This window comes from Nocardiopsis xinjiangensis YIM 90004 (assembly GCF_000341145.1).
Classification (GTDB): Bacteria; Actinomycetota; Actinomycetes; order Streptosporangiales; family Streptosporangiaceae; genus Nocardiopsis; species Nocardiopsis xinjiangensis.
This window is the reverse complement of the sequence record NZ_ANBE01000043.1, coordinates 59,423-80,838: the sequence shown is the minus strand read 5'-3', so window position 1 is coordinate 80,838 and position 21,416 is coordinate 59,423. Positions and strand designations below refer to the sequence as shown.

19 protein-coding genes are annotated in these 21,416 nt (G+C 70.9%); 7 read left to right on the top strand and 12 right to left on the bottom strand.

Translation table 11 applies throughout. From position 1 onward, the window contains the following. Positions 1–5: 5 nt before the first annotated feature. Genes D473_RS0119235 through D473_RS0119210 form a run of 6 tightly spaced genes read right to left on the bottom strand, consistent with a single transcriptional unit; the run spans position 6 to position 7,030 of the window. Complete coding sequence (locus tag D473_RS0119235; protein WP_017610681.1) at positions 6–932, bottom strand: sugar phosphate isomerase/epimerase family protein; 927 nt, start codon at positions 930–932, stop codon at positions 6–8. Beyond that, positions 933–2,132: a substrate-binding domain-containing protein gene (locus tag D473_RS0119230; RefSeq protein ID WP_017610680.1), complete on the bottom strand. Its 1,200-nt coding sequence runs from the start codon at positions 2,130–2,132 to the stop codon at positions 933–935. It lies immediately after the preceding gene. A gap of 5 nt (positions 2,133–2,137) precedes the next feature. After that, positions 2,138–3,199 carry an ABC transporter permease gene (locus D473_RS0119225; RefSeq protein WP_017610679.1) on the bottom strand — a complete coding sequence of 354 codons (1,062 nt, stop codon included), beginning with the start codon at positions 3,197–3,199 and terminating at the stop codon, positions 2,138–2,140. Further along, positions 3,196–4,299 (bottom strand): ABC transporter permease, encoded by a 1,104-nt coding sequence (locus D473_RS0119220; RefSeq protein WP_017610678.1) that lies wholly within the window; start codon positions 4,297–4,299, stop codon positions 3,196–3,198. The genes D473_RS0119225 and D473_RS0119220 overlap by 4 nt, the downstream gene beginning before the upstream one ends. Continuing rightward, the gene (locus D473_RS0119215) at positions 4,296–5,882 is read right to left on the bottom strand and encodes a sugar ABC transporter ATP-binding protein (protein ID WP_017610677.1); all 1,587 of its coding nucleotides are present in this window, start codon (positions 5,880–5,882) and stop codon (positions 4,296–4,298) included. The genes D473_RS0119220 and D473_RS0119215 overlap by 4 nt, the downstream gene beginning before the upstream one ends. Continuing rightward, positions 5,879–7,030, bottom strand: coding sequence for a Gfo/Idh/MocA family protein (locus tag D473_RS0119210; protein WP_017610676.1), 1,152 nt, complete (start codon positions 7,028–7,030; stop codon positions 5,879–5,881). The genes D473_RS0119215 and D473_RS0119210 overlap by 4 nt, the downstream gene beginning before the upstream one ends. Positions 7,031–7,145: 115 nt before the next feature. On the opposite strand from D473_RS0119210, the gene D473_RS0119205 reads away from it, so the two are divergent. Continuing rightward, positions 7,146–8,378 carry an ROK family transcriptional regulator gene (locus D473_RS0119205; protein ID WP_026127110.1) on the top strand — a complete coding sequence of 411 codons (1,233 nt, stop codon included), beginning with the start codon at positions 7,146–7,148 and terminating at the stop codon, positions 8,376–8,378. Positions 8,379–8,401: 23 nt separating this feature from the next. Here D473_RS0119205 and D473_RS0119200 read toward each other — a convergent pair whose 3' ends face one another. The 3 genes from D473_RS0119200 to D473_RS0119190 all read right to left on the bottom strand — a co-directional run bounded on the left by D473_RS0119200 (position 8,402) and on the right by D473_RS0119190 (position 11,098). Further along, entirely contained in the window at positions 8,402–9,817 is a 1,416-nt protein-coding gene (locus D473_RS0119200; protein WP_017610674.1) for a DUF6177 family protein, read from the bottom strand. Between the two features lie 52 nt (positions 9,818–9,869). Continuing rightward, positions 9,870–10,238, bottom strand: a complete 369-nt coding sequence (locus tag D473_RS0119195; protein WP_033353651.1) for a DUF6507 family protein — start codon at positions 10,236–10,238, stop codon at positions 9,870–9,872. Between the two features lie 212 nt (positions 10,239–10,450). Then, positions 10,451–11,098, bottom strand: coding sequence for a DUF6069 family protein (locus tag D473_RS0119190; protein ID WP_017610672.1), 648 nt, complete (start codon positions 11,096–11,098; stop codon positions 10,451–10,453). A 93-nt stretch (positions 11,099–11,191) separates the two neighbouring features. Here D473_RS0119190 and alr point away from each other — a divergent pair, with 93 nt between their 5' ends. The 6 genes from alr (at position 11,192) to D473_RS0119155 (ending at position 16,362) form a co-directional block, all read left to right on the top strand. Beyond that, positions 11,192–12,319, top strand: coding sequence for an alanine racemase (gene alr / locus D473_RS0119185; protein WP_026127109.1), 1,128 nt, complete (start codon positions 11,192–11,194; stop codon positions 12,317–12,319). A 120-nt stretch (positions 12,320–12,439) separates the two neighbouring features. Continuing rightward, on the top strand, positions 12,440–12,946 hold the full coding sequence (gene tsaE, locus D473_RS0119180) for a tRNA (adenosine(37)-N6)-threonylcarbamoyltransferase complex ATPase subunit type 1 TsaE (RefSeq protein WP_017610670.1): 507 nt from the start codon (positions 12,440–12,442) through the stop codon (positions 12,944–12,946). A gap of 11 nt (positions 12,947–12,957) precedes the next feature. Then, entirely contained in the window at positions 12,958–13,635 is a 678-nt protein-coding gene (gene tsaB / locus D473_RS0119175; protein WP_017610669.1) for a tRNA (adenosine(37)-N6)-threonylcarbamoyltransferase complex dimerization subunit type 1 TsaB, read from the top strand. Next, positions 13,632–14,105, top strand: coding sequence for a ribosomal protein S18-alanine N-acetyltransferase (rimI, locus tag D473_RS0119170; RefSeq protein ID WP_017610668.1), 474 nt, complete (start codon positions 13,632–13,634; stop codon positions 14,103–14,105). Before tsaB ends, rimI begins: the two co-directional genes overlap by 4 nt. Further along, positions 14,102–15,136: a tRNA (adenosine(37)-N6)-threonylcarbamoyltransferase complex transferase subunit TsaD gene (gene tsaD / locus D473_RS0119165; RefSeq protein WP_017610667.1), complete on the top strand. Its 1,035-nt coding sequence runs from the start codon at positions 14,102–14,104 to the stop codon at positions 15,134–15,136. The genes rimI and tsaD overlap by 4 nt, the downstream gene beginning before the upstream one ends. A gap of 263 nt (positions 15,137–15,399) precedes the next feature. After that, positions 15,400–16,362, top strand: a complete 963-nt coding sequence (locus D473_RS0119155; protein WP_017610666.1) for a zinc-binding dehydrogenase — start codon at positions 15,400–15,402, stop codon at positions 16,360–16,362. 19 nt (positions 16,363–16,381) lie between these two features. Here the strand turns inward: D473_RS0119155 and D473_RS0119150 are convergent, their stop codons facing one another. From D473_RS0119150 to D473_RS0119140, 3 genes are all read right to left on the bottom strand, one after another. Beyond that, complete coding sequence (locus D473_RS0119150; protein ID WP_017610665.1) at positions 16,382–18,340, bottom strand: aconitate hydratase; 1,959 nt, start codon at positions 18,338–18,340, stop codon at positions 16,382–16,384. 256 nt (positions 18,341–18,596) lie between these two features. Continuing rightward, entirely contained in the window at positions 18,597–18,914 is a 318-nt protein-coding gene (locus tag D473_RS0119145; RefSeq protein ID WP_017610664.1) for a hypothetical protein, read from the bottom strand. A 165-nt stretch (positions 18,915–19,079) separates the two neighbouring features. Then, the gene (locus tag D473_RS0119140; protein WP_017610663.1) at positions 19,080–21,152 is read right to left on the bottom strand and encodes a hypothetical protein; all 2,073 of its coding nucleotides are present in this window, start codon (positions 21,150–21,152) and stop codon (positions 19,080–19,082) included. Positions 21,153–21,416: the final 264 nt, after the last annotated feature.

Sequence of the window (21,416 nt, the reverse complement as noted above, 5' to 3'; positions counted from 1 at the left end):
GTGCATCAGTCCACAGGGGCTCCTCTCGTCGGGTCAGGGACTCCGGGTGCGCCGCCGCCACCGCCGTCGGCGGAGGCCGGCCGGTGCAGCCCTCTCAGGAACGCCAAGCCGTCGACCGCGATCGCGTCCTGGGTAGCGGCCAGGGGCCGCCATACGGACGCGGCCGCGGCGATGCTGGCATTGTCAGAAGTGAAGGATTCGATGACTAGGGGGCCTGAGTAACCTGTTCTGTCCAATGCGGTCACGATCCGTGACCATCCCAGGTGATCGGCCCCAGGGGTCCCGCGATCGTTCGCGCAGACCTGGACATGCTTCAGCATTCCGGACGCGCGCTCGATCGCATCGGCGATGTCCTTTTCCTCGATGTTCAGGTGGTAGAGGTCCAACGCCAGTCCGCAGTGCTCGCGCGGCAGCTCCGCCAACGCCTCCAGTGTTTGGTCGACGGTGTTCAACACACTGGTCTCGTACCGGTTCAGCGGCTCCACCGCCACCGCGATCCCTGCGGCCGAGGCGTGCTCGACCACGGGGGACAGGGCCTCGGCCAGCGCGCCGGGCAGAGCCGCGCGCTCGTCCGGGGACAGGCGCCAGGTGCGCCCCACCGAGGCGTAGGCCGGTCCCGCGACGACCGGTGAGCCCACCGTTTCCGCCGCGTCCACGACCCGTTTCAGGTAGTCCCGGGTCGCGGTCCGGGTGGCGGTATCGGTGAACACCAGCTCACGGCCCGGCCCCATGACCAGGACCACCGTCGCCGACAGCCCCAGGTCCTCCAGCAGGGCGCGGGCGCGCCGGGGGTCCCAGTCGCCGGCGTCCTCGACCGGCAGCTCGATCGTGTCGAAGCCCCAGCCGGCCACGCGCGGCGCGAGCCGCTCCAGCGCGGCGTCGGTCAGCGGCGACGTCCACACCCAGGTGTTGACCCCCAGCGCGCGCTCCATCTAGCGGTCCTCCCACGCCTCGGGGAAGCCCGGTAGGTCCTGGCCGCCGAAGCGGGCGTAGTGCAGGGACGGCATCCCGGAGTTGAGGTCCAGCAGTTCGTCGCGCTCGTCCTCGGTGACCGCCTCCTGCGGCAGCACCCACTCCTCGGGCACCTCCTCGCCCTGCAGGATCATGCTCGCGGCCAGGATCGGGGTGCGCCACTGGAAGTTGGAGTAGACCGGGGCGATCGCCGTCAGGTCCTCCTCCTGCCACTTGCGCATGAAGCTCAACTCGTCCTCACCCGAGATGACCGGATACTCCTGACCGGCGTCCTCGAACGCCTCCAGGCCCGCCACGGCCCCGTCTCCGGCGTCCATCCAGATGCCGTCGACCGCGCCGCGCTGCAGGTGCTGGGAGACCAGGTCCTTGATCTGTGCGCCGTCACCTTCGGTGAACTCGTAGCCGATGATGTCCAGGTCGCTGTCGTCGAAGATGGTCTGCGCTGCGGCCCAGCGGTGCTCGAGCGAGTCCACGCCCGGAAGGATCCGCAGGGCCAGGACCCGGGAACCCGGTTCCAGATTGTCGACGAGGAACTCGGCCGAGTCGGCGCCGTTGGCGTAACCGCCGATCGGGTGGATGAACGTGACCGAGCAGTCGGTGTTCACGCCGCGGTCGAAGACGATGACCGGCACCCCGCTCTCGCACGCGGTCTCCACCGCCGGGGTCATGGTCGCGGTGGTCGACGGGGAGATGATGATCGTGTCGCAGTCACCGGAGTCCACGAACGCCTGGATGTCGGAGATCTGCTGGTTGTCGTCGTCGGCGGCGTCAGAGACCTGGAAGTCCCCGATCTCACCCGCCTCCTGCAACTCCTCCACCTGCTGCTCCATGGTGATGAAGCCGGTGACGCGCCAGGGGTTGGACACCGAGGCGTTGGAGAAACAGACCGTGGCGTCCCCGGGGTCGTCGGACTCCCACTCCGAGGTGTCGACCCACTCCGGTTCGATCGCCTGGAGCCAGGGTTCGTCCTCGGAACCCTCCGGCTCGATGTCGCGCTGGGCGACCTGGCGGTCGAACTCCTCCTGGTCGAACCATTCCTCCTCGGGGGTCAGTTCCGTACCGTTGCCGTCGGCGGCGTCCTCCGGTGCGTCGGTGGTACAGGCGGACAGGACGAGGGCCAGGCCGGCGGCACCGGCCAACAGCACGCGGGGGACGTGCATGGTAGTTACCTCCTCGAAGTGCCGAGCGGGTGCTCGGTGGGGGGACCGGGCCGCCTTCTCAGGCGTTCCGGCAGTCGCAGGTCGCCGCGGCGCGAGGCGTAGGCGACGGCGGCGATGATGATGAGCCCCTGCACGGTCGGCTGGATCGTCGCCGGCAGGTAGAGCTGGGTGAACAGGGTGAACAGGGCCTCCAGAGCGAGTGCTCCCAGGACGGCGGCCACGACCGTGCCGCGTCCTCCGCCCAGGAGCACCCCGCCGAGGACCACGGCGGTGATGGCGGTGAACTCCATGCCGTCGCCGACCTGCGCGGTCACGCCGGAGAAGCCGCCGATGAGCACGGCGGCCACGGAGGCCATGAACCCGGACAGGACGAACGCCGTGGTGCGCACCCGCCACACCCGCACCCCCGAGAACGCGGCCGCGACGTCGTTGTCGCCGGTCGCCATGAGGCAGCGGCCGTAGGAGGAGCGCATGAGCCAGACCGCCGCGACCGCGGCCACGGCCGCGATGATCAGCGCGTAGGGGAGCTGGCCCAGGTAGGGGACGCCCTCGATGCCGCCCCGGCCCGGGAGCCGGAAGGACTCGGAGAGCGCACCGGTGGGCGCCCCGCCCGTCCAGTACCGCACCGCGCCGAACAGGATCAGCATCGTGCCGAGCGTGGTGATGATCGAGGGGACCTTCAGCACCGTCGTGACCAGCCCGTTGACCAGGCCCACGGCCAGGCCGAAGACGATCATCAACCCCATCACCGGCAGGGTCCTGGCCTCGTCGCCGTCGATCAGCCGGGCGGCGATGACCACCTGGGCGCCCACCAGCGAGCCCACCGACAGGTCGAACTCGCCGGAGACGATCACGAAGTACTGGCCGATCGCCAACAGCACCAGCGGCGCCGCCATGCGGGCGAAGGCCATCAGCGGCGGGCCCTCGAAGAACGACGGGTTCTGGGTGGCGATGACCGCGAAGATCACCACCAGCAGCAGGGCGACCGTGCCCGTGCCGCCCGCCAGGAAGGACCACGGGTCGCGGCGCGGCCCTGCGTGTTTCGCCGTGGGTCGGTCCGTGCTCATCGCGTACCTCCCACGGCGGGCTCGGGGGCGCTCGGGCCGCCACCGTCCGGCGGGCCGGGGGACTCCTCCGGCGGTGGTCGCCCGCCCGAGGGGAACCGCACCCGGACCGCGGCCCTGGACAACTGGCCGCGGGCGTAGAGGGCCACCGCGGCGATGACGATCGTGCCGCGCAGCACGTCCTTGACGAAGGGGTCCACCGCCAGGACGTTGAAGACCGTGTCGAGCGTGGCCAGGATGAACACACCCGCGATCGTCCCGGCCACGCCCCCGCGGCCGCCGAGGAGGTAGGTACCGCCCAGGACGACCGCGGCGATGGCCTCCAGCTCGTAGCCGTTGTCGTAGACCAGCGCGTTGCCGGTGCCGAAACGGGCCGCCAGCAGCAGGCCCGCCACACCGGCCAGGACCGAACAGAGCACGTGCGCCGTCACCACGGGGGCGGCCACCCGCACCCCGGAGAGCCGGGCGACCTCGGCGTCGCCCCCGACCGCATACATGTGGTGGCCCAGGCGGGTGCGGGCCAGCATCCAGACCGCGGCCGCGGCCAGCACGAGCATCACGACCGCCGACAGCGGCAGCAGGCCGAAACGCGTGTATCCGAACAGCTGGAACGCCGCCGGGATCTCGCCGGCCGGGCCCTGGAAGTTCGTGTCCAGGTACCCCTTGATGATCAGGCCCATCCCCAGGGTCGCGATGAAGGGGTTGACCCGGAGCTTGGTCACGACGATCCCGTTGGCCAGACCGACGAGCGCGCACACACCCAGGGCGGCGCCCACGCCCAGCAGCATCCGCTCGGGCTCACCCGCCATCACCGTGGCCGCGACCACCGTGGACAGCGCCGCCACGTACCCCACCGACAGGTCCAGGGAGCGGCACAGGATCACCAGGGTCATCCCGATCGCCAGGAAGCCCAACAAGCTGGAACGGGCGAGCAGGTCGACCGTGTTGGCGGGCGTGAACAGGCTCGCGCCCTGAGCCGACACCAGCGCCGCACTGACGGCGAGGATCACCACGAGCGCCACGTAGACCAAACCGGTCGTGCCCAACCGGGAGTAGAGGGATCGGGGAGCAAGGGGGGAGGGGGAGAGGGAGGGGTGGTTCACGGGGCGGCCCCCTCGTGCTGCGAGCGCGGGCCGTTCTCGGAGGGGCCGGAGCGCGGGCCGGGCCGGTCGTGCCCCTTCCCGGCCGGCTCCTCCGGCGGGGCCCCGGTGGCCAGGGCCATCACGGTCTCCTCGTCGGAACCGCCCGGCAGCTCGCCGGCCACGCGTCCCTCGTCGAGAACCACGAGCCGGTCCGACATCCCGATCAGTTCCGGGAGTTCCGAGGAGATGAGCAGGATCGCCACACCCTCGGCGGTCAGCTCCCGCATGAGCCGGTACACCGCCTGTTTGGCACCCACGTCGATGCCCCGGGTGGGTTCGTCCAGCACCATCACACCCGGGTCGGCCGCCAACCACTTGGCCAGGACGACCTTCTGCTGGTTGCCGCCGGACAGGAACCGCACCTCCTGGCCGTGGCCGCCGCGCGCCACCAGCTCCAGGGAGTCGAAGATCCCCGGCAGGCGACGGGATCTTCGGTGCGCGCCCAGGGGCCAGACCGCGTCCAGCGCCAGGCGCCCGTTGGCCAGGATCGACTGGTTCAGCGCCAGGCCCTGGGTCTTGCGGTCCTCGCTGACCAGTGCCACCCCCGCGCGTACGGCCCGGCGGGGCGAGCGCGGGTCGACACGGCGGCCGTCCACGCGGACCTGGCCGCGGGTGAACCGGTCCATGCCGAAGAGGGCCCGGGCGATCTCGGTGCGGCCCGATCCCTGGAGCCCGGCCAACCCCACGATCTCCCCGCCGTGCACGGTCAGGTCGATGCCGTCGACCTGTTCGTTGCCGCCCCCGCGCACGTCCAGGCGGACCTCGCCCACGTGTTCGCCGCGGGGCTCCAAATGGTCGGGGAAGACCTGCGAGACCGGACGGCCCACCATCGTGCGGACCAGTTCGGCGGGGCGGATGTCCCCGGACGGGACCGTGGTCGCCCGGTGGCCGTCCTTGAGCACCGTGATGGTCGTGGCCAGGTCGAAGATCTCCTTGAGCCGGTGGGAGACGTACAGCAGCGCCACGTCGCGCTCACGCAACCGGGCGATGAGGCGGTAGAGCACCTCGACCTCGTGGTCGGCCAGCGACGCCGTCGGTTCGTCCATGGAGATGATGCGCGCGTCCTGGGACAACGCCTTGACGATCTCCACCACCTGCTGCTCGGCCACCGACAGCGACCGCACCTTGGCCCGGGGCGAGATGCCCTCCAGCCCCAGCTCGTCGAGCAGATCGCCGGTGGCCCGTTCCATGGCGCGCACGTCGATCCGCCCGCGCCGCCGGATCTCCCGGCCCAGATGGACGTTGCCGGCGACCGTGAGCTCGGGCAGGAGGTTGAACTCCTGGAAGACGGTGGCGACCCCCGCCCGCTGCGCCCGGACCGGGTGTTCGAAGGAGACGGGTGCGCCGTCCAGTTCGATGGTCCCCTCGTCGGCGCGGTGGACGCCGGCCAGTACCTTCATCAGGGTCGACTTGCCCGCCCCGTTCTCCCCGACGAGCGCGTGCAGGTCGCCGGGGTACAGGTCCAGGTCCACGCCGTGCAGGACACGCACGCCGAGGAACGACTTGGTGATGCCCTTCATCCGGAGCAGAGGGCGGGCGGTCATGGCTCCTCCACCCGCGGGACGTCGACCCAACCGCGTGCGCGGGCCGACTCCAGGACCGCCTCGGCAAGCACCGCGGTGCGCAGACCGTCGGTGAAGACCGGGAGCCCTTCGGGAGCCCGACCGGCCACTGCCGCGCCGGTGTCGGTGACCAGGGCGTTGAAGCAGTCCTGGTACCCCTGCGGGTGACCGACCGGGACCTTCACGAGCCGGGCGGCGTCGGGGCTGAGCCCGGGGTCGTCGCGGGAGATGACGCCGGTGCGTTCGCGGCCGCCGGCCCACAGGGTCTCGGCGCGTTCCTGGTCGAAGACGAGGGAGCCCTCGGTGCCGCTGCCCTCCAGCACGAGCCGGTTCTTGCGGCCGGGGGAGACCTGGCTGATCACCGAGGTGCCGACCATCCCTCCCGCGGTCGTGAACTGGAAGGCCACGAGGTCCTCGGTGTCCACGGGACGGGACTCGGCGCCGCGGGTCTCGGAGATGCGGGAGGTCTGGGCGCTGACGCCGGTGATGCGGTCGCCGGTGACGAACTCGAGCATGTCGCACCAGTGCGAGCCGATGTCGCCGAAGGCACGGGTGGGGCCGCCCAGGGCGGGGTCGACCCGCCAGTTGTCCTCCTCGGGGGGCAGCAGCCAGTCCTGGAGGTAACCACCGTGGGCCAGGGTCAGCCGGCCCACGGAACCGGCGGCCACACGGGCGCGGGCCTCCCGTGCCATGGGGTGGAAGCGGTAGACGAAGGGGACCACCGCCACGCGGTCGCCCTCGTGCGCGGCGGTGACCAGCTCTCGGGCGAGTGAGGAATCGGTGGCCAGGGGCTTTTCGCAGACCACGTGCTTGCCCGCCTCGAGCGCGGCGAGGCTGAGTGGTGCGTGGAGGTGGTTGGGGGTGCACACGTGCACCACGTCGACGTCGTCGCGGCGGATGAGTTCGAGGGGATCGGCGTGGGTGCGGCCGATGCCGTGGGCGGCGCCGAAGCTCGCGGCCTTGTCGGCCGAGGATCCGGCGACCCCGACCACCGTGCCGCCGGTGGCCCTGACGGCGTGGGTGTGGGTCCGGCCCATGAAGCCCGTACCGATCACGGCCGCCCGGTAGGTCTCCGGTACGACTGCAACGGCCGAATCGTTGGCTTCACCCAGGCTTGTGACCTTTCTCACTGACATGCTCGGCAGATTACGCCGCACTTATGTCGAACGTCAAGCATAAGTTGCCGGAGGGAGGAAAAATAGGTCCATGGCGGTCGGTCAATAGATCCTGTGATTCACTGGTCGCATGACGGAAGACACGCTGACTGGAACGGGGGACAGGGCCGTGACGGAGCTGCGAGAGGCCGCGCCCGCGACGACGGCGCCAGGGGCGGGGACCCTCCTGCGCCTGTTGCGGGACGGCCGCCCCCGCACCCGCTCCGAACTGGCATCGGTGACCGGACTGGCGCGCTCGACCGTCACCCAGCGCGTCGACGCGCTCCTGGCCAGCGGCCTCATCGGACCCGCCGGCGAAGCGGTCTCCACCGGAGGACGCCCGCCCACGACCTTCTGCTTCCGGCCCGATGCCCGTGTCGTCCTGGCCGCCGACCTCGGCGCCACCCACACCCGCATGGCCCTGACCGACATGTCGGGGCAGATCCTCGCCGAAGACGGTGTCGACCTCGAGATCGCCGCCGGGCCCGAAACCGTCCTGGACTGGGTCGTCGGACACGGCCGCACCCTGCTCGACCGGGCCGGGCGTTCCGAGGACGAGCTCCTGGGCCTGGGGCTGGGGCTGCCCGGCCCCGTCCAGCACGCCACCGGCCGCGCCGTGAACCCGCCGATCATGCCCGGCTGGGACCACTTCGACGTCTCCGGCTACGTCAGGTCACACGTGGACGTGCCGGTCCTGGTCGACAACGACGTCAACATCATGGCCGTCGGAGAGCACCACGCCTCCTGGCCGACCGCCAGCCACCTCATGTTCGTCAAGGTCGCCACCGGTATCGGCTGCGGCATCGTCAGCGAGGGACGCGTCTACCGCGGGGCGCAGGGCGCCGCCGGCGACATGGGCCACGTCTTCGTGCCCAGCGGCTCCGACAAACCCTGCCGCTGCGGCAACACCGGTTGCCTCGAAGCGGTCGCATCCGGAACCGCCATCGCCGAGGCCCTCACAGCCGAAGGTGTGCCCGCCACCGGAGCCCGCGAGATCGTCGATCTGGCCCGCGGCGGCTCCGTGCCGGTGCTGCGTGCCCTGCGCCAGGCCGGCCGCGACATCGGCGAGGTCCTCGCCGCGGCCGTCAACATGTTCAACCCCTCGGTGATCGTCATCGGCGGCGCCATGGCCCTGGCCGGCGACCACCTGCTCGCCGGGGTCCGCGAGAACATCTACCAGCGCTCGCTGCCCCTGGCCACCGAGCACCTGAGTATCGTCTCCTCCACCGCGGGGGAGAGCGCGGGTGTCGTCGGCGCCGCCGTGATGGTCATCGAGCACTGCCTCAGCCCGGGCTCCGCCGAGGCCCTCGTCACCCGCACCTGAGGGAAGACGAAGCAGGGGCTGCCTCACCGGCGGTCGGCCGTCGGGGGCCGCATGTGCTCCAGCAGATCCCGGAAACGGGTCCAGCTGCCGGGCTCCACCCCGTCGCCGATCCGGAACCACACCGTCGGTGTCAGGGGCGGACCGAACCGCACACCTTCGACCGGCGCCGAATCCACCGTCCCGCGCCTGACCGCCAGTACCCCTTCGGGCCCCACGGCCACCCCCACCGGGGTCTGTACCCCGGCCCACCGCGGGGCGTAGGTCAGGTCGGGACGCCCCAGGGCCCGGTGCACCACCACACTGCGCAGACCGTCCCGGTCGGCCAGCTCGTCGACCAGTTCCTCCAAGGCCTCCAGGCCGGGCTCCTCACCCGGACGGAACCCGACGGTGAGTTCGAGGTGTTCGTGTACCCCGGATCTGGTGCGGGAGTACCGCAGCACTCCGCCGAAGGGCCGGACCCCCTCCTCCTCCGGTCCCGTGAGGAAGGCCGTGGTCGCCCCCGGGGCGCGTTCGCGCACCAGCGCCGTCACACGAGCGCGGTTCCAGACCTCGTTCATCGGCTCGTCCACACCCCACACGGCCGGCAGCGCGCCGGCCAGGTGCTCGGTGAACAGGTCCACCGCCTCGCCCAGCTCCAGGCCGGGGGTGAGGGGATGATCCAGGTGCACGGTCACACGGAGCTGGGCCCCCAGGGGTTCGTCGGCGGAGGCCCGGAAGGCCTGGTCGGGACCCTCCTCCGCATCGACGTCGGGGTCCAGGACGAAACCGGTCCCCTTCTCCCACACCATGGGCAGCCCGTTGAACCCGTCGTAGTGACGGCCGTCCGGGGCACGCACCACCCATGCGGCCCCCGGCTGTGCCATGAGCCAGCGCATCGCGTGTGTGAGCACGCTCGTCGACGGGGTGAGGAGTTGCAGGCGCCGCCCCTCCCGGCCGTGTTCGGCCAGGGCGTCGACGATCCAGGACGACAGGGGCACCACCGGCCGGTCCTGTACCAGTACCGCCCGTTCCTCCGTGGACACACTGACCGCTGGGTGGCCGGTCGTGCCCCACGGGTGTTCCCTGTCGCGTGTGAGCGAGGACTCGGGCCCTACGACCAGTCCGCCGCACTGCTGGACCAGGTATTCGGCGCAGCGCCGCGCGAGGGATGCCGTGTCGCGGTCCTCGGTCTCGGCTCCCCGGGCCTCGACCCACAGGGGGCGGGCCGGGAGCCGGTCGCTCGTGCCCTCCCCGAGCAGCCGGTCCGCCTCGGCCGACAGCGGCAGTTCCTGTGCCGCCTGCAGGGCCAGGAGGAGGCGCCCGGAGTTCTCGAACAGGTACACGACCGTCCCGTCGGCCACCGATCGCACACGGAGGGCCGGATCGGCCGCGCAGACCGCGTCCACCAGGGTCCGGGCGTCGGGGGCACGTTCGAGAAGGGCGACGACGTCGCGGCTCACAGGGGTCCCTTCGGGATCGGGGTCGGGGTCGGGAGGGGGAGAGACCGCTGGGTCATTGCAGGCGGACGTTGTCGGAGGGCAGAGCGTCGGGGTCGTCGATCGCCCCCGCGTCGTACTGGGCCTGCCGGGCCATCTCCTGGTCGCCGCTGATGAAGTGGGTCGTGGCATCGTTGGTGCCCTGGATGCCACTGCCGGCCTGGTTGAGCATGTCGGCCACCAATCCCAGGTAATGGCCGCCGAACTCGTTCAGGGCGATCGTGACCGGGGTGCTCTGGACCCCCTCTCCGAGCGAGAGAAGTGTGGTCTCCATGGAGCTCAGGGCACCGGAGAGCCCGTCCGAGCCGCCCTCCTCACCCAGATGGCCGCTGGTTTCGGTCAGCACGGTCGAGACCTGCTGCGGGTCGATCTCGTAGTGGGCCACGTCGATCTCCTCGGGGGCGGGGCGGGGCGGGCGCGGGTCCGTACACATTCTCCGGCACGGGGGACATGGACGGTCCGTTCACCGGTGTGTCCTGATGCGACGCGGCCACGGGCACGCCGGTTCTCCCGAACCCGCACACGACAGGCCCCGCACACGGGGTGGGGGCGGAGCCGACCGGCTCCGCCCCCACCCCGTTCGTACCGGTCCCCGCCTCACTCGGGTCGGGGGCCCTCCTGCGCACGCTCCTCCTCGGCCTCCTGCCGCCTGGCGCGCATCTCCGCGGCACGGTACTCCTCCTGGCTCACGTCGGGGAGAATGCCCTCCTGCTGGAGGGCAGGCCCGGTCGAAGCCTGGTTCGGATACCCCTCAGGGTCGGACGGGGCGTTGGGGCCCAGTGTGGGCGGCTTCTCCGGGGTCGTGGCCGACCGGGTCGTGAAGGCCGTACGGCCCACGCTGCGCAGCAGGACCACGATCGCGATACCGGCGACCAAGTTGATGACCGCAGTGGCCGACTGGCTCGACGTCTCCGCGGCCTGGCTGAACGGGGTCACCGCGGCGATGGCGATGGCCAGCCCCATGATCCAACCGAAGAAGGTCAGCGCACGCGGTGCCGACAGCAGCAGAACCTGCAGCAGCGCGGTCGCGACGAGTGCGGTCACACCGGCCAGGAGAGCGTAGACGGCGGTGCTCGTGTCACCGAGGTACCCGGCCTCCTCGGGAGCGAGGACGGGGACGTCGAAGACACCGCGGAAGACGAGCGCACTCGCGAAGACCATGAGTATCGCGACGACGGCCGTGGCGAGGCCCCCGGACCAGAGTCGGGAGACGTTGACGGCTCGTTCACTTCCGATTTCGCTCATTACCGATTTCCCCTCGTCAGGGCGTGAAATTCGGTCGAAAGGCACATACCCGTGGGCCCTCACAGGTAACCAATGCGTGGAACACTGGAGGGCATGGCACACTTCGCGCGCGCCCGCGTCGATCTCGGAGCGCTCTCCGACAACGCCCGCTTCCTCAAGGAACGTGCGGGCGGTACCCCGCTCATGGGTGTGGTCAAGGCCGACGGTTACGGGCACGGGATGGTGCCCGCAGCCCACGCGCTGCTGGCCGGCGGCGCGACCTGGCTGGGTACGGCCCTGATCAAGGAAGGTCTGGAACTGCGCCGCGCCGGGATCAGCGTGCCCGTGCTCTCCTGGATCATCCCGCCGGGCGAACCGGTCGGTGAGGCCATCGAGGCCGAGATCGACCTGGGCGTGAGCGACAGGGCGGTCCTGGACACGATCGTGGCCGAGGCGCGCCGTCTGGACCGGGTCGCCCGGGTCCAGCTCAAGGCCGACACCGGGCTCAACCGCGGTGGGATCTCCCCGGAGGACTGGGAGCAGGTCGTGGCCGCCGCGGCCCGTGCCGAGGCCGACGGGCTCGTGAAGGTCAGCGGCATCTGGTCGCACTTCGCGTGCGCCGACGAGCCCGGCCACCCCTCGATCGCCGCGCAGCTGTCGGCCTTCCACGCCGCCCTGGCCACCGCCGACAAGGCCGGTCTGGAGCCCGAGGTGCGCCACATCGCCAACTCCGCGGCGCTGCTCACCCTGCCCGAGGCACGTTTCGATCTGGTGCGTGCCGGGATCGCCAGTTACGGTCTGTGCCCGATTCCTGATTACGACGTGCCCGAATTGCGGCCCGCGATGACCCTGGAGTCCCGCGTCGCCCTCACCAAGCGGGTCCCGGCCGACAGCGGCGTCTCCTACGGCCACCATTACGTCACCGACCGCGAGACCTCCCTGGCCCTGGTGCCCCTGGGATACGCCGACGGTGTCCCGCGCGCCGCGACCAACCGCGGCCCCCTCCTGTTGGGCGACCGGGCCCGCACCATCGCGGGAACAGTCTGCATGGACCAGTTCGTTGTCGATGTCGGGGACGACGACGTGTCGGCGGGGGAGTACGCGGTCCTCTTCGGCGACCCCTCCCGTCAGCCCGGCGCCCCCACGGCCCTGGACTGGGCCCGCATCCTCGACACGATCCCCTACGAGATCGTCACCAGGATCAGCACCCGGGTCCCGCGCGAGTACACCGCCCTCGGCTGACCGGACCCGGTGAACCGGCCGCACGGGTGGTCGGGGAGCCATAACCTTGAACGGGAAGGCTCCGCGGTCGGCACCGGACCACCCGCTTTCCCGATCACAACCGACACGAGCAGCGAACCCATGACACAAGCGACATCCACCGCACACGGGGCCCACGCGCGCACGGTCGGCGCCGCCACCGACGACGCCATGCGCGCACTGGGCCGCGACCTGGCCGCCCTGACCCGACCGGGCGACCTGCTCATCCTCTCCGGCCCCCTCGGCGCCGGGAAGACCACCTTCACACAGGGTCTCGGCGAAGGCCTGGGTGTGCGCGGGTCGGTCACCTCGCCCACGTTCGTCATCTCCCGCATCCATCCGTCCCTCGTCGGCGGCCCTGCCCTGGTGCACGTGGACGCCTACCGTCTCTCCGGCGCCGACGAGATCGACGACATCGACCTCGACATGACCCTCGCCGACTCCGTCACCGTCGTGGAATGGGGCGAGGACGTGGCCGAAGGGCTGGCGGAGGAGCGACTGGAGATCGACATCGCACGCCACCCCGACGACACCCGCACCGTCCGCTTGCGCCCCGTCGGCGTCCGCTGGACCGGTGCCGAACTGCCCGGCGACCCCGGGAACGAATAGGCAGGTCACCCGTGCTGCTCCTGGCCTTCGACACCGCCACACCGGCGGTCACCGCCGCGATCGGTGAGAGCGCCCCGGACGGTGCCTTCACCCTGCGCGCCTGCGCCTCCTCGGTCGACGGGCGCCGCCACGGTGAACTCCTCGCGCCCACGCTCCGCGACCTCACCCGCGAGGCAGGCCTCACCCTGGCCGACCTGGACGCGATCGCGGTCGGCATCGGCCCCGGCCCCTACACCGGGCTCCGGGTCGGGCTCGCCACCGCACACGCCCTCTCCGACGGGCTCGGCATCCCCTGCCACGGGCTCACCACCCTGGACACCCTGGCCTTCGCCACCGGGCGCGAGACCCCCTTCGTGGCCATGACCGACGCCCGCCGCAAGGAGGTCTTCTGGGCCCGCTACGACGACCACCGCACCCGTGCCGGTGAGGTCGAGGTCCTCAGGCCCGCGGAACTCGACACCGGCGGGCTCCCCCTGGTCGGTGACGGCGCCCGCATGTACGCCGACGTGTTCGGCGGGGCCGCGGCCGCCCCCGAACCGCTCCTGCCCGACGCCGCCGCCATGGCCGAGCTCGCGCTGGGCCGGCTGCACAGCGGCGAGGGCCTGCCGGAGCCCCGACCGCTGTACCTGCGCCGCCCCGACGCCATCGCCCCCGGAGCCCCGAAGAAGGTACGCCAGTGGGTGAAGTGACGCCCGTGCGCCTGCGCCCGATGAACCTCGCCGACGTCGGGCCCGTCATGGCGCTGGAGACCGCGCTGTTCCCCGAGGACGCCTGGAGCCAGTACGCCCTGCTCAGTGAACTCGCCGAACCCGGCCGCCACTACGTCGTGGCCGAGTCCGACGGCGAGGTCGTCGGCTATGCGGGCCTGCGCGCGGCCGCACCCGAGGGCGACGTGCAGACCATGGCGGTCGACGAGCGCCTGTGGGGGAGCGGTGTGGGGAGCGCCCTGCTCACCGCCCTGCTCGAGGAGGCCCGACGGCGCGGCATCACCCGCATGTTCCTGGACGTGCGCGCAGACAACCCGCGTGCGCAGAAGCTCTACACCGGATTCGGGTTCGTCCGGGTCGGGGTGCGGGACGGCTACTACAACGGCACCGACGCGATCACCATGCTCCGTGTCGACGAGGCCGGCGGTTCCGGCCACAAGGAGGACCGATGAGCGACCACCCGCTGATCCTCGGGATCGAGACCTCGTGCGATGAGACCGGCGTCGGTCTGGTGCGCGGCTGTGAACTGCTGGGCGACGAGGTCGCCTCCAGTGTCGACCAGCACGCCCGCTTCGGCGGTGTCGTGCCCGAGGTCGCCAGCCGCGCCCACCTGGAAGCCATGGTTCCCACCGTCCGACGCGTCCTCGACTCCGCGGGCGTGCAGAAGGAGGACATCGACGCCGTGGCCGTCACCGCCGGTCCCGGACTGGCCGGTGCACTCCTGGTGGGTGTCTCGGCCGCCAAGGCCTATGCCATGGCGCTCGGCAAGCCCCTCTACGGCGTCAACCACCTCATCGGCCACGTCGCCGTCGACCAGCTCGAGCACGGGCCGCTGCCCGAGCCCGCGATCGCACTGCTGGTCTCGGGCGGGCACACCTCGCTGCTGCTGGTCAACGACCTGGCCACCGATGTGGTCTCCCTCGGCGACACCGTCGACGACGCCGCCGGGGAGGCCTACGACAAGGTCGCCCGCCTGCTGGAACTGCCCTACCCGGGCGGGCCCCACATCGACCGGGCCGCCCAACGCGGCAGTGCCTCGGCGCTGCGGTTCCCGCGCGGCAAGTGGGGCGACGGCACCTACGACTTCTCCTTCTCCGGGCTCAAGACCGCGGTGGCCCGCCACGTCGAGGACGCCGACCGTTCGGGCAGTCCCCTGGTGCTCGCCGACATCGCCGCCGCCTTCCAGGACTCGGTCGTGGACGTGCTCACCCGTAAGGCCGTGGACGCCTGCGTCGAGCACGGCGTGAGCACCCTGGTCATCAGCGGCGGCGTCGCGGCCAACTCCGCGCTGCGTGCCCTGGCCGAGCAGCGCTGCGCCGAGGCCGGTATCGAACTCCGGGTGCCGCGCCCGCGCCTGTGCACCGACAACGGGGCGATGATCGCCGCGCTGGGTGCCGAGGTCGTGGCCGCGGGCCTTCCGCCCTCGCCCCTGGACCTGGGAACCGACACCTCGCTACCGGTCTCCATGCCCCTGGCCGTCTGAGGACATCGGCATTCTGACAGCATCGGGGGCCCGGGACGATGTGTCGGTCCGGGGCCGAGCGGACCGACATCGGGAAGAGGGAACCCCGCCATGAGTACCGCACTGGTCATCGCGATCACCGTCTGCGTCTTCGTGGCCGTCTTCAGCGGTATGAAGACCCAGAAGAAGAAGCAGTAGTTACGTGCGCGCTCCGACGCGGTGGCGGGTCCGGTGGACGGGCTCGGGGCTGGTGACCGGAGCGGCCGTGTGATGGGGTGCCGGATATGTTCGCGATCACAGCAGCACGTTTCGACGCCGAGGACCCGGTATCCGCCCTCGAGGCCGGGCAGCGGCCCGACCCGCAACCGCGCGAGGGGTGGACGGTCGTCCGTGTCCGGGCGGCCTCCCTCAACCACCACGACCTGTGGAGCCTGCGCGGCGTGGGCATCAAGGAGGAGCAGCTCCCCATGGTCCTGGGGTGCGACGCCGCCGGGGTGGACGAGGACGGCAACGAGGTCATCGTGCACGGCCTGGTGGGCGACCCCACGGCCGGGGGCGCCGCACCCGGTGTGCGGCCCTCCTTGCTCTCGGAGGTCCACGACGGCACCTTCGCGGAGAAGGTGCTCGTGCCCCGGCAGAACCTGGTGCCCAAACCCCCGGAGCTCTCCTTCGAGGAGGCCTCCTGCCTGCCCACGGCCTGGCTGACCGCCTACAGCATGCTGTTCGGCAAGGCCGCCCTGAACCCCGGTTCGCCCGTCCTGGTGCAGGGCGCGGGCGGCGGTGTGTCGGCCGCCCTCATCACGCTGGCCTCCCACGTGGGGCACCGCGTCTACGTCACCAGCCGCAGCGAGGCCAAACGGGAGCGGGCCCTGTCCCTGGGCGCGCACACCGTGCTGGCCTCGGGCGAGCGGCTGCCCGAACGGGTGGACGCGGTCTTCGACTCCGTCGGCCAGGCCACCTGGAAACACTCACTGCGGGCGGCCAAACCCGGCGGTGCGATCATCACCTGCGGCGCGACCAGCGGTGACGCGCCCTCGGCCGAGCTGACCCGGGTCTTCTTCCTGCAGCTGCGGGTGATCGGTTCGACCATGGGCACCAAACCGGAGCTGGAGGCGCTGACCCGCATGCTCGCCGCGACCGGCCTGCGCCCCGGCATCGACCGGGTGCTGCCCCTGGACCGCGCCGAGGAGGGGTTCCGGGCCATGGCGGAGGGCGACCTCTTCGGCAAGGTCGTCCTCACCGCCTGACCCGGACGGCCCGATCCGATCAGTCCGACCCTTCTCTCATCAGGGGGATCTCACCGCCGGCGAGCACGGCGTCCACCTGGTGGGAGGAGAGGTTGTGGCGGAGCTCGTAGCTGCGGTCCGTGCCGCGCTCGAACGCGGTCAGCGGCCCCCCGGAGGCCAGCGCGTCGCGAACGCCGTCCAGGACCAGGACGGCGCCGCTCTCCAGACGGTCGTGGTCGGCCGGGTCGGTGAACTCCAGGGCCAGGACCCCGAAGTTGGCCAGGTTCTGCCAATGGATGCGCGCGTAGGACTTGGCGATGACCGCGTGCAGACCCAGGTAGCGCGGGGTGATGGCGGCGTGCTCGCGTGAGGACCCCTGGCCGTAGTTCTGCCCGCCCACGATGACGTGGCCGGTGGTGCCCACCACTTCCGCCGCCCTGCGCGGGTAGTCCGGGTCGATCTGGGTGAACGTGAACTCGGCGAGCTCCGGGATGTTGGAACGGAACGGCAGGGCGCGCGCCCCGGCCGGGGAGATCTCGTCGGTGGACACGTCGTCGCCGACCTTGAGCAGGACCGGTGCCTCGATCCGGTCCGGCAGTTCGGTCAGGTCCGGCAGGGCCGAGATGTTGGGCCCCTTGACCAGCTCCTCCTGCCGGGCCTCCTCCACCGGGAGCGGAGGCACGAACATCGAGGTGTTGATGCTGGTGCGCTTGGGGTACTCGATGCCGGGATGCTCCATCCCCAGGTCCGCCGCCAGGTCGCGCGGGTCGGTGATGACACCGGTGAGCGCCGACGCGGCCGCGGTCTCGGGGGAGCACAACCAGACGGAGTCCTCCTTGGTCCCGGAACGGCCGGGGAAGTTGCGGGGGAAGGTCCGGAGCGAGTTCCTGCCCACCGCGGGTGCCTGGCCGATACCGATGCAGCCCAGACAGCCGGCCTGGTGGATACGGGCCCCGGCGTTGACCAGGTCGAGGACGGCGCCGGCCTTGGTCAGGTCGGCGAGGATCTGCCGGGACGAGGGGTTCACGTCGAAACTGACCCCGCTGTCGGTCTGTCGGCCCCGCACCATCTCCGCCGCCACGGCGAAGTCGCGGTACCCCGGGTTGGCGGAGGAACCGATGACGACCTGGCTGACCTCCCGGCCGGCCACCTCCCGCACGGGCACGACGTTGCCGGGGGAGGAGGGCGCCGCGATCAGCGGTTCGATCCCGGACAGGTCGATCTGCTCGTGGTCGTCGTAGACCGCGTCCGGGTCGGCGGACAGCTCCCGGAAGTCGTCCTCGCGCCCCTCCGCGCGGAGGAAGTCACGCACCTTCTCGTCCGCGGGGAAGACGGTGGTCGTCGCGCCCAGCTCCGCGCCCATGTTCGCGATGACGTGGCGGTCCATGGCGGTGAGTGTCTCGATACCGGGGCCGTAGTACTCGATGATCCGGTTCACGCCCCCGGAGACGCCGTGCCTGCGCAGCATCTCCAGGATCACGTCCTTGGCCGAGCTCCAGGCGGGGAGCTCGCCGTCGAGCCGCACACCCCAGACCCGGGGCATACGCAGGCGCAACGGACGGCCCGCGATGGCCAGCGCCACCTCCAGGCCCCCGACCCCGATCGCCAGCATGCCCAGGGAACCGGCCGCGGGGGTGTGGGAGTCCGATCCCACCATCGTGGTTCCGGGGATCCCGAACCGCTGCATGTGGGTGGGGTGGGAGACACCGTTGCCCGCCTTGGAGTACCACAGCCCGTAGCGGCGGCAGGCCGAGTGGAGGAAGTCGTGGTCCTCGGCGTTCTTCTCATCGGTCTGCAACAGGTTGTGGTCCACGTACTGGACGCTCCGCTTCGTGGCGGCGCGGTCCAGGCCCAGGGCCTCGAGCTCCTGCATGACCAGGGTTCCGGTGGCGTCCTGGGTCAGGGTCTGCTCGATGGTGAGGCCGATCTCCGAGCCCGGAACCATCTCTCCCCAAGCCAGGTGGTCACCGATCAGCTTGTGAGCGACTGTGCGTGCCATGTGCGTGCCTCACTACCTCGACGGTCGGGGGCTTCGCTGGGGGCTGCTCGCCCGATCCCTACCCGTTCACCCCGGCAGGAATCGCGTCGCTTTCCCGGTCCATCGAGCCATCGTGGGCCTGCCGGTGGCAGGGACAGGACCGCGAAGACCTCGAGCGGATCACTGCTCTGGTCCAGGACACCGGTAGCGACGGGCCGGAAGCAGGGCCCGGCCGCCACTGGGGCCAGGACCTGTACGCCCGCAGGAAGTGGTTGTTTCAGTCGAAGAGGTCTTCCGGGTTCTCGATCTTGACGGCCCGCGGGACCCACTCTTCCAAGGTGTCCACATCCTTGCAGCTCAGGATGCGTTCGCGAGTGCTTTCGTCCACCTCGAACCCGCGGGCGACCAGCACGGAGAGCACACTCTTTGCCAGGCCTTCTTCACGGCCCTGTTCACGGCCTTGTTCACGACCCTGAGCGGCGTAAGTACGGGCGAAGTCGCTCTGCCACTTGTACGTGTCCACGGACATCAGGCCCTCCAGGTGGTTCTGGGCGGCCTCTCCGAGGAGACGCCGGGGGACGATGAGACGCTTCAACGAGGAGCGGCCTCGCCAGAAGGCTATCGGGGGTCGAGCTGCTGCGCTGGTGAAACCGGGATTGTCGATGCGGGGGCCGGCGAGAACGGAGCCGCGGCACTCAGAGACAGAGGCAGGGCCCGGCTGCGGTGCAGCCGGGCCCTTCACACGTGCGAACGCAGTGTCCTACTCGTCGTCGTCCTCGTCGTCGAAACGGCGCTTCTTCTTGCCGTCACGGCCCGGGCGCAGCAGCGCCTCGGCGAGCGCGAGCATGGTCTCCTCCAGGGAGGCCAGACGCTTGCTCATGTCGTCGTGGGAGTTCTCCACCGCGTCGCTGACGGTCTCCTCGAACTCGTGCCGGTCCGGGCGCTGCTTGAGCTCGCGCAGGACCGGTTCCACGGCGGAGGTGACGTGGGAGTCGATCTCGTCGAGCTTCTCGGTGTTGTCGACGACGGGGCGCTCCACCAGCTCGGTGATGCGCCGGTGCAGCTCACTGACCTCCAGGGTCTGCGGGAGCTGGTTGAGGCGCTGGTTGAGCGCCTCGAGACGGTCGTCGATGGCCTCCATGCGCCCGTCGACACCCTCGAAGTGGCCGCTGACCCCCTCGAACTGGCCCTCGACCCCGTTGACGCGCCCGTTGAGGCCGTCCAGGCGCCCGTCGACCCGGTCCAGCTTGCCCTCGATCGCCTCGAAACTGCCCTCGAAGTGCCCCTCGAAGGTGTCGAAACGGTCGGTGAGGCGACCGAGTTCGTGGTCGACCTTGCCGGTGATCTGCGACAGGTGCGAGTCGACCTTGCCGGTCAGGGACTCGCGCTGGCGTTCCAAACGCTCGTCCAGAGCCGTGCGGTGCGTCTCGACCTGTTCGGTGAGGGCCTCGGTGAGCGACTGGTGGCGCTCGGAGTCCTTGCCCTCGGCGCGGTCGGTGCGCTCCTCGACGAAGGTGCGCAGCTCGGCGAGGTCGGCGGCGACCTTCTCCGCGTCCTCGGCGACCCGGGTGGTGAGGGCATCGGTGCGCTCGGTGAGGGTCTCACGCAGCCGCTCGGCGGCGGCCTCGTCCTGCTCCCGCGCCTCGGTGCGGGACAGTTCCATCTGCTCGGTGACCTCGGACAGGCGTTGACGCAGGTGCGTACGCAGGTCGTTGAGGGAGGACTCGTGGGTCTGGCGGACCTTGGCCAGCGACCCGGTCAGGTCGGCGACGGCGGCGGTGGCCTCGGCGTGGTTCTCCTCGGTGAGGGTGCTGAGCTCCCCCACGCTCTCGGCGAGCTTGTCGTGGCGCTGCTCCGCGGCGCCGGCGCGCTCGCTCAGCTCCGACTGCAGGGTCTCGTGGCGCTCCTTGGCGGCGGTGGAGAGGGTCTCCAGCTCCTCGGCGAGCTTCGTGGTGCGCTCGCCCAGCTCGCCGGTGTTCTCCTGCAGGCGCTCCAGCAGTGTGGAGTGCTGCTCGGCGGTGCGCTCCTCGACGAAGGTGCGCAGCTCCGCGGCGGCGGTGTCGAGCTTGCCGGTGACCTCCTCGCCGAGTTCCTTGCCGGCGGCCGAGAGGGCCTCGCGGGCCTCGGTCAGAGCGGTGGTCAGGGCCTCGCGCCCCTCCTTGACGGCCTCGGCGAGTTCCTCCTTGCCGCCGCTCAGCGACTCGGTGATCTCGGTCTTGCTCTGCTCGAGGGCCTCGGTGAGCGCCTCGTGCCGCTCCCCGGAGGTCTCGCTGAGGGTGTTGAGGGTGGCCTCCACGGCCTCGGTGCGCTCCGAGAGCGCTGCCACGGCCTCGTCCAGGGAGGTCAGGCGGGTCTCGACGGTCTCGCTCAGACCGGTGAGGCGATCACCGAGCGTGTCGACCTGTTCGGCGGTCTTGTTGCCGGTCTCGGCCATGCGCTGCAGACGGGTGAGCGCGGTGTCGAGGTGGCCGGCGATGCGGTGGGTGTCGGCCCGGAGGGAGGGCATGTCGGCGAGGGGTTTGACCTGCTGGCCGACGATCTCGATGTGTTCGGCGAGGGTCTCGGCCCACTCCGGGGGGCGGGCGAGGAAGTCGTCGATGCGGCCGTTGACCGCGTCGATCGATTCGGAGAGGGAGGTGAGCTCACGCTCGCGCAGTTCGCGCAGCAGCCACTCCATGCCCTCCAACCGTTGACGCATCTCCTCGCTGACCGCCCCCTGGGACTTCTGCTCGGAAACGTGTTCCTGCGCGGCCTGGGAGAGAAGGTCGCGCATCCGGTCGGAGATCCCGGTCTGACCTCCACCGTTGAGGAAGTTGTGATTGGTCTGTTCCACCGAGGTGCTCCTTATGGTTTCGGCGCTCCCATACACACCCGGGGGAGTGGACGGTGGTCCGGGCGGTCGGGACTCTCGATGCTCCCCGGGGAGGACGCCGACCCGCACAGATACTGCCGCAACGTGATTCAAGCGTGACTGAGGGTGTCAAGTTCGGGCAGAGTTCCTGAGCCGGTCGATCCGCGTCGTGGGTTGCTCACTGGGGCCTTCCGGGGGAATCCACGAGAGGAGAAGGGTTCGCGCCCCAAGCCTAACCAACCCGCC